Source organism: Oribacterium sp. FC2011, from assembly GCF_000701645.1.
Classification (GTDB): domain Bacteria; phylum Bacillota; class Clostridia; order Lachnospirales; family Lachnospiraceae; genus Oribacterium.
Map to the genome: position 1 here is coordinate 20,850 of NZ_JNJM01000012.1, position 17,457 is coordinate 38,306.

Sequence of the window (17,457 nt, forward strand, 5' to 3'; positions counted from 1 at the left end):
TGTTGAAATAACAATTGATGAAAAGTATCTCATAAAAATCCGGTATATCCTTATAACCTGACACTTTCAGGTATGATCATCTCCTGGCCGCCCATTACTTTTTTCAGATCCTGATCCGGTATGGGTTCGAATCCGGAAAAGCCATCGAAAAACTCTATTTCCGCAGATTCATTTAAATCTTCCTTTTTTTCAAGAACTTTTTTGTCATCTTTTATATTTTCCATGATTACCTCAATTCTTTTAACTCTTCAATCCAAAGAGCAACTACCGCATCACTTGGCATCCTCAGATCTCCTCTCGGTGAAACCGCCACAGAACCAACCTTTGGTCCGTCGGGGAGACAGCTTCTCTTGAACTGCTGGGAGAAAAATCTCCAGTAGAACTTGTTTAACCATTTGAATATCTCATCTGCTTCGTATATCTCAGCATTGTCTGAATCCCCCTGGTTTTCCTTTGAGAAAGCCTTCAGAGCCAGCATATAAACCTTTTTCGGACTGAAACCGAATCTCATTATCTGATAAAGGAAGAAATCATGGAGCTCATAAGGTCCCACCAGATCCTCTGTCTTTTGGGATATCTTTCCGTCTCCTGTAGGAGGAAGAAGCTCCGGGCTCACAGGTGTGTCAAAGATATCATAGAGACACGAGCTTAATGCATTATCCTCTGAAGTATCCGCTACATACTTAACCAGATATCTCACCAAAGTTTTCGGAACTCCTGCATTAACCGCATACATGGACATGTGGTCTCCGTTATAGGTAGCCCATCCGAGAGCAAGCTCGCTGAGATCTCCGGTTCCGATAACTATTCCGTCAGTCTGATTTGCGATATCCATGAGTATCTGGGTTCGCTCCCTTGCCTGGGAATTCTCATAAGTAACAGAATGATCCTCAGGGTCATGTCCGATATCCCTGAAATGAAGTAATACCGATTCCTTGATATTAATCTCCCTCAAGGTAGCGTTAAGTCTTTTTGTCAGGGTTACGGCATTGTTATAGGTTCTGTCTGTGGTTCCGAAGGCCGGCATGGTTACAGAGATAATGTTTTCTCTTGGCAAACCCAGCATATCAAAAGCTCTTGCGGTTACCAGAAGTGCAAGTGTGGAATCAAGACCTCCCGAAATACCTATAACTGCAGTTTTGCATCCAATGTGCTCCAGTCTCTTCTTGAGGCCCAATGCCTGGATGGTGAATATCTCGTTACATCTCCGGGTTCTTTCCTGCTGGTTTCCCGGCACAAAGGGTTTAGGATCAACGTATCTCCTGAGATCGGCAGCCTCTGCAAAAAGTCTTTCATGAACCGGTCCCTCTGATGATATATCAGCTTCGACCGGTTCGATTTTTTTAACATTTTCATTCTCCGGTTCAAAGCTGAATCTGACAATCTCATATTTTTCTCTCAGCTCCTCAGAAACAGAAGGATATGTGGTTGTTCTTGATCTCTCCTGATCCAGCTTCTGGAGGTCGATATCCGCAATGTAGAGTCCGGTCTCGAAACGCTTTCCTTCTTTAACTATGGAACCATTCTCCGCAATGATATCCTGTCCTCCGAAAACAAGGTCCGTTGTTGACTCACCGTCCCCGGCATTGGTATAAATATAAGCCGCCACAAGTCGGGCACTGGTGGAACGAATAAGCTCCCGGCGGTAGCTGTCCTTTCCGACTGTTTCGTCAGAAGCTGAAGTATTGGCAATAACTGTGGCTCCCGCAAGGGCATGCTTTGTGGAGGGAGTTTCCGGAACCCATACATCCTCACATATCTCAGCTGCAAGAACAAAATCCTTAAGGTCTTCGGCTTCAAGCAGTATATTCATACCGAAGGGGATCTCATAAATCTCTCCGGTTGCCTTCGACCTGTGCTTTAAAAATCTCACATCCTCGTTGCCCGGAGTGAACCATCTTCTCTCATAAAACTCTCCATAATTAGGAAGATTCTTCTTGGGAACTATCCCAAGAATCCGTCCATCGTGAATAAACGCAGCAGCATTATAAAGCTTATGATCTGTGTACCAGGTGGTGCCAACTACAACAACAATTTCTCTTCCTCTGGTTTCTTCCGCAAGTTCATCCAGTGATTTTTCTGCTTTATCAATAAGAATCGTCTGGTGGAACAGATCCGCACAGGTATATGCCGTTAATGCAAGCTCCGGGAAAACGATAAGCCTTGCTCCCTGTTTCTCAGCCTCTTCTATATTTTTGATTATCGCTTCTTTATTATGTGAAACATCCGCAACCTTTATTTTTGGTGTTGCGGAGGCAACCCTTATAAATCCTTCTATCATTGAAAAAGCCTCCGATTGATTAACTTTTATTTGATGTTGATTATACCACAAAAAAGCTGTTCCTTTCGGAACAGCTCGGAAAATAAATATTTGTTTTTAATTATCCTCAACTGAGTAGTTTGGCGCTTCCTTTGTGATGTGAATATCATGTGGATGTGATTCCTTCAGGGATGCACTTGAGATCTTTACGAACTCGCTTGTGCTCTGAAGTGTAGGAATATCCTTTGCACCGCAGTATCCCATACCTGCTCTGAGACCGCCCACAAACTGGAAGATAGTATCCTCTACTTTACCCTTGTAAGCAACACGTCCCTCAACGCCTTCAGGTACGAGCTTCTTGGCATTGGCCTGGAAATAACGATCTGCAGAACCATTCTTCTGCTTCATGGCACCCATTGAGCCCATGCCTCTGTATACCTTGTACTTACGTCCCTGATAAAGCTCGAACTCACCCGGAGCCTCATCACAACCCGCAAATACAGAACCCATCATAACTGTGTTTCCACCTGCTGCGATAGCCTTTACAACATCACCGGAATACTGAATACCACCATCTGCGATGATAGGTACACCATACTTTGAAGATACCTCGTAAGCATTCATAACTGCTGTGATCTGAGGAACACCGATACCTGCGACAACTCGGGTTGTACAGATAGATCCCGGTCCGATACCGATCTTAACACAGTCAGCTCCTGCCTTAATAAGAGCTTCAGTTGCGGCACCTGTGGCAACATTACCGGCAATGATCTGAAGATCCGGGAACTTCTCCTTGAGAAGTGATACACACTTAAGTACATTTCCGCTGTGACCGTGAGCAGAATCAAGTACTACAACATCAACATGTGCCTTTACGAGCTCAGCTGCTCTTTCTACAACATTGGCAGTGATTCCGAGAGCTGCACCGCAAAGAAGTCTTCCCTGTGAATCCTTTGCAGAGTTCGGATACTTCATCTGCTTCTCGATATCCTTGATGGTGATGAGACCCTTGAGAACTCCCTCATCATCTACGATAGGAAGCTTCTCAACCTTTGCCTTTGCGAGGATCTGCTTTGCCTCCTCAATAGTTGTTCCTTCCTTTGCTGTTATGAGATTTTCGGAAGTCATACACTCCTTTATCTTCTTTGTGAAATCCTCTTCGAAAACCAGATCACGGTTTGTGATGATTCCCACAAGCTTACGATCAACTGTGATCGGTACACCCGAAATTCTGAACTTGGCCATAAGATCATTGGCATCCTTAAGAGTATGCTCCGGACTAAGGAAGAAAGGATCCGTGATAACACCGTTCTCTGAACGCTTTACCATATCTACCTCCTCTGCCTGCTGCTCGATAGACATATTCTTGTGAATAATGCCTATGCCGCCGCAACGTGCCATGGCGATAGCCATCTGATGCTCTGTAACGGTATCCATACCTGCAGAAATAAACGGGATGTTCAACTTTATTGTCTTTGTAAGATAAGTTGAAACATCAACAGAATTGGGAACAACCTCTGAATACTGAGGTACGAGCAGTACATCATCGAATGTGATGCCATCGCCGATAATCTTGGCCATCGGAAATCTCCTTTCAAAAAAAAAAACAATCGCTGACACTTTTTAACATGTCACTCTGTCTGTTTAAAAGGTCCTTTTCCCCTTGAAGGGCTTGGATCCAGGTTATGAATGGGTATTTGTTATAAAATTTTAACGAGTATAACAAAAGGAGGATTTAAAATCAACCCTCCTTTTTATAACCAATTCTATGTTTATTATTTAGAAATCTTATTCGGCATATTGCTTTATAAGCTGCTGATATGAAGTACTGAAGTTGAGGCCCTCATACTTCTTAAGCATTTTTTCCTTCTTTTCGGCATCTGTGCCCGGCTGTGGGAAGTAAATGGTGAGACCGGATACACCGCCATCATCATTAGGAGTCACATATCTGCTGATCTCAACAGCACTTTCAACAGAACTCCTGAGAGCGGCGGCGGCCTCCCTTATCTCTTTATAATTGATGCCTTCATTTCCACTACCCGTAAAGTTACTCTCTATTGCACCGAGAAAACTGCTGAAATCAATAAGATCATAACTGTAATTAGGTGCAAATCTGTAAGCTTCCTTACTTGCCTGTCTCAGATGATCCCTTCCGTCTTCTGTTTTCTCAGCACTCTTTAAAAGCTCTGCCAATGCCTTAAGCTTGTCAGAAGTGTTTCGTTTAAGTGCCTTAAGGTCCACGAGTGAATAAGCACCTACCATTTCATCCTTACCTTCACCTTTTCCTTTGTTTCCGGCAATGAAATCATCAATAATCTGCTTACCCTGCTCTATGGCTGATAGTTCAGGATTGTTGATCAGTCTCTTCAACCAGTTTGTGTAGTTAAGACCAATGGAATACTCATTGTCTTCAGACGCGATCATATAATCCACATGTGACGAAAGGCCATAACCCGTTTCCATCGCGCCCATAAGTCTTGCATCAAAAAACAGAAGATCTAAATCCATGTCTGCATTTCCGAGAGCGGTTGACATTTCTGTCAGTGTAAGCTGCTCGCCGGAACCATTAACCTCATCATAGCCAAAACCGCTTACAGGTCCGCCGGACTGGCCCCAGAGAACCGCCTCATATCTGTTTGCAGGGAAGTTTTTCTTTACATATTTAAGAAAAGCTTCAAATGAATCACCATCTGTCATGCTGACTTCAGAAGTGTTTCCGCCATCGCCCAGATAGATAAGCTTTGTGCCGCTGATCATCCATCTTTCAATCTTTGACTCGTCAAACTCTTTGTCAGCCGTTGAGATGTTATGGAAATCCTTGGTTCCGCCGGTTTCGATGACAACATTAATATCATCTGTCTTCAGGTTTGCTGAAAGCATGGTCACAAGACTGTTGGCAGCAAGGTTTGATTTGGTTTCAAGAGAAGACCCTATCATATATACAAGAACCGTAAGCTTTTTCTTTTCCAATGGAAGAGTTACCGTACCACTGTTTGATCCGGTAGTACCTTCTGTCTTCTGAGCTTTTGTTTCTGCTTCGGTCTCTTTTTCAGTCTCCGCTGCGGTTTCCGTTTCTGATACAGTCTCTTTTGTAGTCTCAGCAGGGGTCTCGGCCTCAACTGCATTTTTGGTCTCCTGAGCATTTTCTTCTGTTTCAGTTTCTGAATCTGAATTTGTATCAGAAGAGCTGTCCATATATGGCTCGTTGCTGAGAACGCTATTAGTTTCAGATGTCTTTTTTGTTCCATCAGCCTTATCAAGCTTTGCTCCGGATGAACCCACTCCCAAAATCTGATTGAGAGCTTCCTGGTCATCTGAAGCAGTATTGGCTGAAAAGCTGCCGGTTGATGCTTCTGTGGCAGCTGTTCCTGTTAAAGTACCGGTCTCTTTCTTTGCAGAATCTGCACTGCGATCTGCTCCCGCCACGTTTTTCACTGCTGTACCGGCATCATTTCCTTTTGAAACCTTCGTGCCGGATCCGGCAGCTGCTTTCGAAGCCCGATCTTCGCCTGTCGCAGCTGCCGTCTCCGCCGTTTCCGGATTTCCGGTTTCTATAGTAGTGTTGATATTCTCTGACTGATTAAATGCAGCCTCTGTAAGGCCTTCATCGGTTGTGATCTTAATGACCTCTCCTGTAGTCTCAACCTCCGCAAGCTGCTCTGTCTGTTCCACTTCAACGGCACGATTAACGATTCCAAAAGCTATGGTTCCAAACAACAGCATAAAGGCTATAGTAAAGCCGGCACCCAAAGCAAGAACCTTTTTATGCTTTCTGAAAAATTCCACGGAGTCCTTTTTAAACTCCTGTAACTCCTCGTTCTCCCAGGTTTCGTTATTATCTTCCTGTTTTTTTCTACTTTTGAATTCTCTCATTTCTCATAAACCCTTCCCTTTGAGAAGAAACGGTTCATTATTTCATGTTGCATAAACCGCTGCTGTCTCTGTTTTTATATGTTAACCCAAATCTGCCTTAATTTGGTTGAAGTTATCCATACAAAAAAGGAACAGACTTTAATAAAAAAGTCTGTTCCTTGATTTTTGTAAGATTTTTGTAAAGACCGGCATATACCTAATTTGGATAGAGCCTTAAGCAGCGTTTAGGACCATTTATATTGGAAGCTTTGCCACCAATATAATTGGAATTAGTAGATTTCGTATTATCTTTCCAATAAACATCAATATGAGGCGTCGCTGCTTTTGCATAAATTGAAACCATAACAACCGCATTCCTATAGTCCTCTGTGGACTGATAAGCCTCTCCTGTCTCACTACCTGATGGAACACGTGTTCCACCATCGACTTTAGTACCTTTGCCATAAACGTAACGTTTACCGTTCTTATCGGGAGGAAGTAAATCTCTTGTTCTATAAATTTTTCCTGTTCTTGGGTCATAGGCACCATATGCATTCCACGACTCCGGACCAGTAGACATTCGGTCCACGCTCAATCCGATATTTTTCTTTTCCGGATCAGTTTCATTATCTAAATCAGCGCTATATTTAACATAATCTCCTATATAATAATATTCCATTGCAGCCGCTGCCGCCGTGCGCATCAAAGCTATATCGTGCGCCTCTCTCGACTTTTCAAGCTGCACATTAAGGATAGGCAAACTTATTGCCACCAAAATACCCACGATAGCGCATACTATCAGCAACTCCGCTACAGTAAATCCTTTCTTAACGTATTTCATAGTTTTCCCCTCTAAAAAACAACTATTCTCACATTTCTATTTTAATCCAAATCATGTCTATAATCCATGTTTAAACATTAAAAAAGTGGAAATTTTTGTTTTTATCAATATCTTGGAGGTATTTTGTATCATCACTGTGCATTTATTTCAGTATAATATGCTTCAAGCTGAGCCTTGCAGCCCAGGAATGGCGCCTTCATGTTGGGGTCAAACTGGGTACCCATGCCTTCGCACATGATCTGTGTGGCTTTTTCAAAGCTGAAAGGTTCTTTATAAGCTCTCTTGCTGACAAGTGCATCATAAACGTCAACCACTGCCATAACTCTGGCTTCAATAGGCGTCATGGATCCCACAAGTCCTTCCGGATAACCGCGTCCGTCCCATCTCTCATGATGGAATCTGGCTACATTATAGGCAACCTTAACGAAATGCTCTTCCTCCACACCATCCAGCAGGATCATAACCATCTCACCGCTTTTGGTAGAATGCATCTTCATGATCTCGTACTCTTCATCGGTCAGCTTTCCCGGCTTGTTGAGTATGCTGTTTTCCACTATTATCTTACCGAGATCATGCATTGGCGCTGCTCTCATAATGTCATCGGCAAATGCGTCATCAATATCCATAATTCCCTGTCTGCGGATCTCGGCAACCAGGATCTTTATGATATCACTGGTTCTCTTTACGTGACCTCCGGTATTGTTGTCACGGTTTTCAATCATATTAGCCATACCGGCGACGATCTTGTTCTGAATACCCCTGATATTATCCGTTGCCTCTTTTACCTGTCTGTTAAGAGACTCGTTATAGGAATTCACAAGATCAAAGGCCTTCTGTTCTTCTGTAGCATCCCTTAGTTCAAAAAGATATCCTCTTCTTGGTCCATTGGTTCTGATGGTAAAGGTATTTATTTCCGCTATACAGGTAACATTACCAACCCGGAATTTCTTCGATGCACCCCCCTCTTTTTCAAAGGCATTCATCATGGGATACATTAATCTTGCATAACTGCTGCCTTCTATCAGAGGTTCATCAACCACCTGCTCCTTTAACTCAGGCAAAAAATCATAAGCCCTGTCATTACAGCTTAAAAACCGCATTTTCAAGTCGACAGCAACAAATCCCCTGACGGTCTGGACATTTTGATGCTTTGTCATAACAGCCGTAAGATCATGCGCCTGGGTTCTTTCGTAATTATACGCTAAAAATATATCGCCGATAACGTAAACAAAAGGCAGAAGGGAAAACTGGACCAATCCCAGAATATCCGGCAAATATGCCATCAATCCCATGAAGATTGCTGCGGTAATAACATACACAGTTTTCTTTGAATAAGTACCTTTTCTTATATAGGCCGCTATCAGTAGAACCAGGAAAATCGCAACCAGCACAGCCATGTAAACTGTATGAATCAGCTTCAGAGGTCCGTAAGTGACCTTTGTTGCATTACCCATGGCAGTGTGCACTATTGTGATAGACTCATAATAATTTTTATTGTGAACACTCAGCCAAACCAGTGCTAAATGTAAAAAAGCGGTACCGTAAGCCAGGAATTTGGTGAGAAATCCCGGTTTTATTCCCAACGTTCTAAGCATTGACAGAATCATGATAGTGAGAAGTATCGTACAATCAAAATAACAGATACAAAAACATATCATGGCTGCTTCCCAGTTGAGAACCGTGCTTTTCAGCCAATAAGCGAGATTTACAACTATTATTATGATAAAAACAGTATAAGTGTAAGGATTTACTTTTTCATATCCTCTGCAGGCGATTACAAGACATACCAAAATAGATATTATAAGGCAAATGCCATAGGCGTATGTATACATCACTGCCCCCTTATAATCTGGTCTATTTCAAAATATGCTTCATTTCCGCCTTCCGGATCCTTTATGATATGAAGCTTCGAATCCATAAAACCGAGAATCCTGTCAACAAGTCCCAAGCGGAATTTTACATTATCAGTATCACCGTATGATCCATCATCCCTGACTGATATAACAAGATGGAGTTTATCCCCATATTCCTTTGAAAAGACCACTAACTTTATCTCACTTATATCCTTGCCATCAAGAGCATTGAGTATCAATGAATCAATTATGTACCTTATATGTTCATCGTCACCATACAGCTTGCTCCGGACATGCTGCTGAACATTTACAGTAAAAGCGACCTGACTTCCCTCAAGCTCCGGTCCGACATCCGCTTCTATATCTTTAAGGACATCATCAAAATCATACTCTTTTTCTTTTATAACATAGATACCGTCGTCAATCTTCAGAAACTCCAGCAAATCCTTCATAAGTTTTGAGGTCTTTGATACACTATGTTTTGACTTTATTGCGTATTCACGTATTTTTTCGTCCTTGCTTTCATCGATTATATGCTGTTCCTGAATAAGTGTTTCTTTACAATTCTGTATGAGCTCCACAGCCAGATTCCTGAACAGATCTATCCTTTCCTCCCTTTCCATCTCAATATCAGCTACCTTTTTAACTATGCTGTCCTTTTCACGTTTTTCGTCATCTATAACCTGAAGGGCAAACACCACCTTGTCTACAGGCTGCCCTTCAACATAATCCATGGCAAAAAAGTGTATACGAGTCCACCCTCTGTTCTTGCTTAAATATTCGTAGGTGAGATTCTTTCTTTCTTTCATCCTGTCGCTAAGGGTTGAAAGATCTGCAAATGTAAGCAATTCTTCCCTGAAGCCTTCCGCACAGTCAATTCTAAAAAGATTTTTGAACTGTTCGTTGGCTCCCAATTCTTCAGGTCTCTTCAAATCACTCTCTGCTTCGGACACAACGGAAACTATTTCATTTTTCACGATGTCCACGATGTAGATAGAATCATATATATCGGACATGCTTGATATACCTGATTTTTTAAGCTCCAGCTCCTTTTGAGCGTCCTCATAAATTTTTGAAGAAACCAGGTATATGATGAGGTTCACAATCCATATCATCAGGAGTGTGACTATAATATAAAAAACCGTACCGTTGGTTATTTCCCTGTAGTAGTAAAAACTCAGGTCAATATTATCCAGATCCAGCTTGTCAAGATAATAAAAGATCACTCCTGTGGTAAGCTCTGACTGGGGCTTAACAGGTATTTCGGAATCCTTTTGTGAAGGATAATATATTACATAATCACCCTTTGAAAGTGGGATAAGCAGGTCACCATCATAATAATAGTCAAGCTTAACATCTTCCAGTTTATAATTTCTGAGATCCAGAGTCTGAACCTTTTCATCCTCGGTTCCGATGGCCTGATGTATCTCAACAATTCCGCACCATGCATTGTTGATGTAACAGTCTCCCCGTATGTTTATACGAAGATTCCACTGACTCACCAGGTCTTCAGAATGATTATAAAGAACTCCATCGATGGTCTGTCCTTTAAGATCCACCTTTTTACCATTCAGATCAAAATCCCTTTTTAACCATTCACTGGTGGAATCACCTCTGCCGGCATATTCAAAATATGTAGGACTATTTTTATCAGCTCCACTGACAACATATTCCCTGGCATTAAACCGGCTGACGAAAACCATCTGGTAAATAAAAAGCAAAACGATCACAATAGGACACACTATAACAAAACCTTTATAAGCCTGCTTTAAATCCATCTTCATGCAAATTCCCTCATTAAAACACACCTATCGGCATCTGAACACTGTCTTTCTACTATATTACATCGGCAATAATTATCATATTATAAAATCCCACGCCGTAAAAGTGTGGGATTGTCTCTTATTAATCAATACGTTTTATACTTCTGTGGTGTATTTCTTCGCACCTGCTTCAGAAGTTCTTCCGTACCTTCTATGTACATACAAGTCTTGTTTCCGTTTCTGGTATAAATGTATGCATATTTCCTATCCTCCGGACCGGTACCTGAATAGTCCAGAACTTTTGCATTGCCTATTTCTGTTTTTGCGGAATCGGAATTCTTCGGTGCAAAAAGGACAAGCTCTTCACCGTTTGTTTCAACGATCTTTCTTCTGCGGGATTTGTTCAGGACTTCGTCCAGTTCGAAGCTTCCGCCGAAATAGGTGTATTCGTATTCAACACTTGAAAACAGCCAGATTGCATAGTCTGCTGCCAGCATCGCAAGGAGCAAAAGCAGTGCAAATGCATACTGAAGGGCCAAAAAAAGTGAGATAACCGTAAGAACTGCTGCAATGCCCAATGCTGCTTTCCAGTATACAGGGTCATTTCTTTTCACCATGTGCTCTACATAATCGTCCATATAATTACCGCTCCTCTCATTTATAAACACAGATTTTCGCTGCTTATTTCCGATATACAGATGTCAATCTGTTTTACCCTAAAAAAGCCCGAACTGCTTTAACACAGTTCGAGCTTAATTATACGAAATTTACACTAATGGTGCAATTCAAAGAATACCCTTCTTCGATTCAATAAGTTTGAAAGTTCAGGCTTTCACTTATATTACATCATTCCGCCCATACCCGGGTTTGGCATTGCAGGAGCTACAGGCTCTTTAATGTCAGCTACAACCGCCTCAGTTGTAAGGAGTGTTGAAGCTACAGAAGCTGCGTTCTGAAGAGCTGTTCTTGTAACCTTGGCAGGATCGAGGATTCCGGCCTCAAGCATATCTACATACTCCTCGTGAAGAGCATCGAAGCCCTGTCCGTCCGGAGTCTCCTTAACCTTGTTTACGATAACTGCACCCTCAAGACCTGCATTGGAAGCGATTGTATAAAGAGGTGCCTCAAGTGCCTTAAGAATGATCTTTGCACCTGTCTTCTCATCTCCGTCAAGCTCCTCAACAACCTTCTCAACAGACTTCTGAGCATGAATGTAAGCTGATCCGCCGCCTGCGATAACACCCTCTTCAACTGCTGCACGTGTAGCATTGAGAGCGTCCTCCATACGGAGCTTGGCTTCCTTCATCTCTGTCTCAGTTGCTGCACCGACTCTGATAACAGCTACGCCGCCTGAAAGCTTTGCAAGTCTCTCCTGAAGCTTCTCTCTGTCAAAATCAGATGTGGTTGTAGAAATCTGCTGCTTGATCTCAGCGATACGTGACTCGATGTCAGACTTCTGACCTTCACCGTCAACGATAGTTGTCTTCTCCTTGGAAACCTTAACGGACTTAGCACGGCCAAGCTGCTCCATAGTTGTATCCTTAAGCTCGAGACCGAGATCTGAAGAGATAACCTGTCCGCCTGTAAGGATAGCGATATCCTGAAGCATTTCCTTACGTCTGTCGCCATAGCCCGGAGCCTTGACAGCAACTACATTGAAGGTTCCGCGAAGTTTATTAACAATAAGAGTTGTAAGAGCCTCACCCTCAACATCCTCAGCGATGATAAGGAGCTTAGCGCCGCTCTTTACGATGTTCTCGAGTACGGGAAGGATATCCTGGATGTTTGAAATCTTCTTGTCTGTGATAAGGATGTAAGGATCGTCAAGGTTTGCTTCCATCTTATCCATATCTGAGCACATATAAGCTGAGATATATCCTCTGTCGAACTCCATACCTTCAACTACATCAAGCTCTGTAAGCATGGTCTTTGATTCCTCAACAGTGATAACACCGTCCTTGGAAACCTTCTCCATAGCATCGGCAACCATCTCACCGACATGCTCGTCGCCTGCTGAAATTCCGGCAACCTTAGCAATCTGATCCTTGCCCTTAACCTTTGAAGACTGAGCCTTGATTGACTCTACTGCAGCCTTAACTGCCTTGTGGATACCCTTACGAAGGATGATAGGGTTAGCACCTGCCTCGAGGTTCTTCATACCCTCCTTAACGATAGCCTGTGCAAGAACTGTAGCAGTTGTTGTTCCGTCACCGGCAACATCATTGGTCTTTGATGCAACCTCACGAACGAGCTGGGCACCCATATTCTCATATGCATCCTTAAGCTCGATCTCCTTAGCGATGGAAACACCGTCGTTTGTGATAAGCGGTGCGCCATAGCTCTTATCAAGAACTACGTTTCTGCCCTTAGGTCCGAGTGTTACCTTAACTGTATTTGCAACCTGATCAACGCCGGCCTCAAGTGCCTTTCTGGCCTCAACGCCGTACTTAATTTCCTTTGCCATTTTGAATTCCTCCTCAAGCTCTCCGCCGTTACTTTTTCGAAATCGCGGCGGGAAATCTGTATTAATCTTTCGATAACTCAGGCAAATGCTTTTGCCTCACAGTAATCTTACTTCTCTACAACTGCAAGAATGTCGTTCTGCTTAACAACTGTGTACTTGGTTCCGTCGATCTCAACCTCTGAACCCGCATACTTTGAGAAAAGAACGTGATCGCCAACCTTAACCTGCATTGTGATCTCTTTTCCGTCAACAACTCCGCCGGGACCTACTGCAACAACAACTGCCTGACCTGGCTTCTCCTTGTCATTCTGTCCGGGAAGAACGATACCGCTTGCTGTGGTCTCTTCCATCTTTTCTTTCTCAAGAACTACTCTGTCAAATAATGGAACTAACTTCATTTGATTGACCTCCTAATTTATTAACTTGTCCGGCTAGAACGGGATATAAGATTTTTACAAAAATCCACATCAAAGCTAACCGGATTTCTGTTTTTATGTCTAAAAAGACTTTTTCTCTAGCAACAAATCGTATTATAAAACGCATTATTAGCAACGTCAAGCATCGAGTGCTAACAATTTACAGATTTCACAGTTATTTCACATTCCTCGAAGGGACAGAGCCGGAGGGCATCCATTGGAATGAGAGTCGCTTCGTCGGAAAAATCTAAATTCTGACCCCTAAGAACCACTAGGCCCTCGCCAATGTCAGAGTTCTTTTTATAACAACTCTGACTTGGCGAGGGGGCTAAGGAAAATGGGACCAAGTGGTTCTAAGGGGTCAGATTTTGATTTTTCTCGACTCAGCTCAACGCATTCCAATGGATGCCCTCCGGCTCTGTCCCTTCACTGAATCCTGGTTACATCAGACTGCTGTCCCTGTCTATGGCAGCGATGATGTTATTGGTCACCATCAGGAGTACAAAACCTACCAGGCTCTGTAAAAACGATGCTGCTGCGGAAAAGCTGAAGTTTGCCTGCTGCATGAGAGCCTTATAGACATATACGTCCAGGGTCTGTGTGACTCCCTGCAGGGAGCCGGAGTCCATGGGCACCTGATAGAAAAGTCCAAAATCCGAATTAAGTATATTCCCGACACTCAATATAAAGATGGTACATATGGTCGGAGTGAGATGCGGTAAAGTGATATAGTGCACCTTTTGCATAAAGGTGGCTCCGTCAAGATCCGCACTCTCATACAGGGTCCTGTCGATGGAAGTAATGGCACAGAGATAAATGATCATGCTGTAGCCTGCAGACTTCCATACTCCGAGAATAATCAGAAACAATCTCCAGCACTTTGGAGTCTGATACCACTGGACAGCCGTTTTGCCGAAAAAGCCGAGGATATGATTTACAGTTCCCTCATCCGTGGCAAGAAATGCATATACCAGATATCCGACTATAACCCAGGACAGAAAGTACGGAAGAACCATAACCATCTGAATGCTTCCCTTTAGTTTTTCGCTGTGTAACTCCGTAAGAAAAATCGCCAGAAAAACAGGTATAACTATGTCGAGTATTATAAAGATAATGTTGTAAAAAAGCGTGTTAAACATTATCCCGGGTATGTCCGATGACCTGAGCAGAAAGGAGAAATTATCAAGTCCCGTCCATTCACTGTTTATAAACAGATTCTTAAATAGCGATTCCCCGGGTATCGGTGTGAACCTTTTAAACGCAAAGCATATTCCGAACAGGGGAATATAGCAAAAGCAGATGAACCATATTATGGCCGGAAGAGCCATAAGCGTCAGGTCACGATTCTTCTTTTTTGAGTAGCCTATTTCTTTCTTTACAGAAGCTTTATTCATGATTAAGTTTTTTCCACTCCTCCAGCTGCTGCCTTACATCCTCCACCAGTTCCTTCATACCTGCCTCTTCCATTCGCTTTTTCATCACCGGAAGTACCTCATCAGGATCGCTTGTACCGGTGATGAGCTCTGTCTTATAGTCACTGTAGATTGCATTCAAAGCGGCAATGATATCTTCCTTTCGGGCCTGATCATAGGCAAAGCCATTGATGGCACTGTATATACCGTCTGTTTTGTATTCCTCAAATACGCCCTTCCACTGATCCGGGTCTGCCAGAAAAGTCCTGCTGACAGATTCCACGGAAGCAGCAGCTGAAGCTCCGGTCTGATAAAGGGCAGTATTGTATCTGCTGAGTCCTGTATCGGTTCGAAGGACGGTACCGTTTTCCAGATATTCAAAATGCTTGCCTTCTATACCGTAAGCCAATATATCCCTGAACCTTTTGTCTGTGCTGAGCAGTTCAAGATACTTAAGGCATGCTTTTGTATGCTCGTCATCACAGGCTGCACATATACCGATCATGGCACCCTGCTCGCTGGAGCGGGATAAAAACGGACCTTCATAGATTGAGGTTTTGACATTAAATCCCCAGTTCTCGGGATTAGAGAAGCCCTGATATCCTTTCCAGGCAACTCCGAAACGAACCGGAATGGATTTATCCGAGGTCGTTGATTCTATGGTTGCGGCATCGGGATGAATGTACCCCGCCTTATACCACTTGTGTAAGAGCCTGAATCTGTCCATCAGCTGATCGCACTCGTAAAACGGGATCACATTTGAGGCTTCATGACCTTCGCCAAAAGGCAGTACCACCAGAGTCTGGACTACCCTCTCCACAGAATTCATATATCCCGGCACCCCGCCCCTGGTCATATCCAGGGGATACCTGCCCGGAAAGTCCTCCTTGTAAGCCTTAAGGAAGGGTTCTATATCCTCAAAATTCATTCTTTCCGGGATGGTCATCCCCTTCTTTCCTTCAAAATAATCGGAATTTATGCGGAACATTTCTTCGGCACCCATATCCTTAAGAAGCGGAATCCCATATATTCTCCCGTTAACCGTTCCGGCATCCCAGAAGGGATCAACGTAATCATATAGTGCAGGTGTCTCAGTCTTCACTAAATCCGTTACGTCACGATAAAGCCCGGCTGTAGCTCCTTTATCAAACGGATTTACCCATGAAGAGGTAAAGACCATGTCATAATATTCCCCGGAGGCCATCATCAGATTAAGTTTATCCGAGGGCTGAAATTCAAGCTTTACTGTAACTCCTATCTTCTCCTTAGACACGGCATTGGCAGCCTCCACCACTTCTTTTATGTCGAGAGGAACATCAGAGGCCTGGTAGGTAACCCATCGAAGGACAATGCTGTCATCGTTTTTTCTTGTGGCTTCGCAGCCTGTAAGCATAAAAACAGAAAGCGATATCGCAAAAAATACAGCCACTATTATATTTATAAATTTACGCAGCATACCAATCTCCTATTTAAGCTCATGTTTTTCGCCGTTTATTTCTGACATTCAGATGCCAATCTAATTGGCTCCTATATGAACCCATGCTTTTCGGCACTGATAATGATGAAAATCACGCCTGTCCATATCAGCCCTTTATGGCTCCGACTGTCATTCCTCGCTTCAAAAACTGTTGGAAGAACGGAAGTATCAGCATCACCGGAAGTATAACCACCACTACCATGACCATCCTGATGGTGATGGTTGGCGGAGTATAGGCATTCATTCCCGAAAGATACTGGGTATCTCTGACGAGAGTCTGAATGCTTCGATCCATATTTACAAGAACATACTGGAGTGGATAAAGCTCTGTGTGATTACTGTCAAGATACAAAAGCGATGGATACCAGCTGTTCCAATAGTTGAAGGTCTGGAACAGGGCAACTGTCATGATGACAGGCTTCGCCACGGGTGTCACTATGAGTCTGAATATCTGAAAATGACCGGCTCCGTCCAGCTCCGCTGCTTCTATGAGGGAATCCGGTATGGCATTCTGAAAGTAATTTCTCAGTATCATGATGAACCAGGTTGAACAGAGATTTGGCAGAATAAGGGCATAATAAGAATTACTCAAATGAAAAATCTGGGTGTTCACCATATAGGACGACACAAGACCACCGGAAAAAAGCATTGGAATCATAAGAAAAAGAAGGATGCCTCTTCTCAATTTATACTCTTTTCGGGATAATGCATAAGCTATGGGACACATGAGCATAAGGCCGAAAACAACACCGGCTGCAGTTATCAAAAGGGAATTCAGAAAGGCTCTTCCAAGAAAGCCACCGGAATTAAAGAGGTAGCCGTAAGCCTTCAGAGATAATCCTTTTGGAAAAAAACTGTACCCGATTTCATTTATGCTATCCTCAGAGGAGAACGAAATAATGATAACCAGAAGTACAGGAAGAAATATGAACACGGCAAGAACTATATAGATAAAGCTGACTATGGCATTCATCCTTTTGGAGTAAGAACTGTTTTCCGGGCTTACATATCGGTTTATATCTTTAAATTCATTTGCTGCCATGATCTCCCATGCCTTTCCATCGGTTAGATTATTTTGTGTCTCCCGATAAGATTTCTACTTTCTTTATACTATCGGTT

Annotated in this window: 13 protein-coding genes; all 13 read right to left on the reverse strand. The window is 43.0% G+C overall.

Going from position 1 to position 17,457, the window contains the following annotated elements; all coding sequences use genetic code 11:
* Positions 1-50: 50 nt before the first annotated feature.
* Positions 51-224, reverse strand: coding sequence for a hypothetical protein (locus T357_RS21190; protein WP_155991385.1), 174 nt, complete (start codon positions 222-224; stop codon positions 51-53).
* Between the two features lie 2 nt (positions 225-226).
* Positions 227-2,281 (reverse strand): NAD(+) synthase, encoded by a 2,055-nt coding sequence (locus T357_RS0110870; protein ID WP_031552297.1) that lies wholly within the window; start codon positions 2,279-2,281, stop codon positions 227-229.
* A gap of 96 nt (positions 2,282-2,377) precedes the next feature.
* Complete coding sequence (gene guaB, locus T357_RS0110875) at positions 2,378-3,841, reverse strand: IMP dehydrogenase (RefSeq protein WP_031552301.1); 1,464 nt, start codon at positions 3,839-3,841, stop codon at positions 2,378-2,380.
* 207 nt (positions 3,842-4,048) lie between these two features.
* Positions 4,049-6,133, reverse strand: coding sequence for a clostripain-related cysteine peptidase (locus T357_RS0110880; RefSeq protein ID WP_031552304.1), 2,085 nt, complete (start codon positions 6,131-6,133; stop codon positions 4,049-4,051).
* Positions 6,134-6,329: 196 nt separating this feature from the next.
* Positions 6,330-6,953: a type IV pilin protein gene (locus T357_RS19240; protein ID WP_044916777.1), complete on the reverse strand. Its 624-nt coding sequence runs from the start codon at positions 6,951-6,953 to the stop codon at positions 6,330-6,332.
* Positions 6,954-7,084: 131 nt separating this feature from the next.
* The gene (locus T357_RS20305; protein ID WP_049962386.1) at positions 7,085-8,785 is read right to left on the reverse strand and encodes an HD domain-containing phosphohydrolase; all 1,701 of its coding nucleotides are present in this window, start codon (positions 8,783-8,785) and stop codon (positions 7,085-7,087) included.
* Positions 8,785-10,590, reverse strand: a complete 1,806-nt coding sequence (locus T357_RS0110895) for an ATP-binding protein (RefSeq protein ID WP_031552312.1) — start codon at positions 10,588-10,590, stop codon at positions 8,785-8,787. Before T357_RS0110895 ends, T357_RS20305 begins: the two co-directional genes overlap by 1 nt.
* A gap of 125 nt (positions 10,591-10,715) precedes the next feature.
* The gene (locus T357_RS0110900; protein WP_031552314.1) at positions 10,716-11,207 is read right to left on the reverse strand and encodes a hypothetical protein; all 492 of its coding nucleotides are present in this window, start codon (positions 11,205-11,207) and stop codon (positions 10,716-10,718) included.
* A gap of 203 nt (positions 11,208-11,410) precedes the next feature.
* Positions 11,411-13,033 carry a chaperonin GroEL gene (gene groL, locus T357_RS0110905; protein ID WP_031552316.1) on the reverse strand — a complete coding sequence of 541 codons (1,623 nt, stop codon included), beginning with the start codon at positions 13,031-13,033 and terminating at the stop codon, positions 11,411-11,413.
* A 107-nt stretch (positions 13,034-13,140) separates the two neighbouring features.
* Entirely contained in the window at positions 13,141-13,431 is a 291-nt protein-coding gene (locus T357_RS0110910; RefSeq protein WP_029200923.1) for a co-chaperone GroES, read from the reverse strand.
* 458 nt (positions 13,432-13,889) lie between these two features.
* The gene (locus T357_RS0110915) at positions 13,890-14,843 is read right to left on the reverse strand and encodes an ABC transporter permease (protein ID WP_031552318.1); all 954 of its coding nucleotides are present in this window, start codon (positions 14,841-14,843) and stop codon (positions 13,890-13,892) included.
* Entirely contained in the window at positions 14,836-16,317 is a 1,482-nt protein-coding gene (locus tag T357_RS0110920; protein WP_031552321.1) for an ABC transporter substrate-binding protein, read from the reverse strand. The genes T357_RS0110915 and T357_RS0110920 overlap by 8 nt, the downstream gene beginning before the upstream one ends.
* Before the next feature lie 127 nt (positions 16,318-16,444).
* Positions 16,445-17,380 carry a carbohydrate ABC transporter permease gene (locus T357_RS0110925; protein WP_031552324.1) on the reverse strand — a complete coding sequence of 312 codons (936 nt, stop codon included), beginning with the start codon at positions 17,378-17,380 and terminating at the stop codon, positions 16,445-16,447.
* Between the last annotated feature and the right edge of the window lie 77 nt (positions 17,381-17,457).

Excerpts from the sequence above, each read along its gene's own strand:
- T357_RS0110900 (WP_031552314.1), bottom strand. The coding sequence starts at position 11,207 with ATGGACGATTATGTAGAGCACATGGTGAAAAGAAATGACCCTGTATAC.
- T357_RS20305 (WP_049962386.1), bottom strand. The coding sequence starts at position 8,785 with ATGTATACATACGCCTATGGCATTTGCCTTATAATATCTATTTTGGTA.
- T357_RS19240 (WP_044916777.1), bottom strand. The coding sequence starts at position 6,953 with ATGAAATACGTTAAGAAAGGATTTACTGTAGCGGAGTTGCTGATAGTA.
- T357_RS0110870 (WP_031552297.1), bottom strand. The coding sequence starts at position 2,281 with ATGATAGAAGGATTTATAAGGGTTGCCTCCGCAACACCAAAAATAAAG.
- groL (WP_031552316.1), bottom strand. The coding sequence starts at position 13,033 with ATGGCAAAGGAAATTAAGTACGGCGTTGAGGCCAGAAAGGCACTTGAG.
- T357_RS21190 (WP_155991385.1), bottom strand. The coding sequence starts at position 224 with ATGGAAAATATAAAAGATGACAAAAAAGTTCTTGAAAAAAAGGAAGAT.
- T357_RS0110920 (WP_031552321.1), bottom strand. The coding sequence starts at position 16,317 with ATGCTGCGTAAATTTATAAATATAATAGTGGCTGTATTTTTTGCGATA.
- T357_RS0110895 (WP_031552312.1), bottom strand. The coding sequence starts at position 10,590 with ATGAAGATGGATTTAAAGCAGGCTTATAAAGGTTTTGTTATAGTGTGT.
- guaB (WP_031552301.1), bottom strand. The coding sequence starts at position 3,841 with ATGGCCAAGATTATCGGCGATGGCATCACATTCGATGATGTACTGCTC.
- T357_RS0110910 (WP_029200923.1), bottom strand. The coding sequence starts at position 13,431 with ATGAAGTTAGTTCCATTATTTGACAGAGTAGTTCTTGAGAAAGAAAAG.
- T357_RS0110880 (WP_031552304.1), bottom strand. The coding sequence starts at position 6,133 with ATGAGAGAATTCAAAAGTAGAAAAAAACAGGAAGATAATAACGAAACC.
- T357_RS0110925 (WP_031552324.1), bottom strand. The coding sequence starts at position 17,380 with ATGGCAGCAAATGAATTTAAAGATATAAACCGATATGTAAGCCCGGAA.
- T357_RS0110915 (WP_031552318.1), bottom strand. The coding sequence starts at position 14,843 with ATGAATAAAGCTTCTGTAAAGAAAGAAATAGGCTACTCAAAAAAGAAG.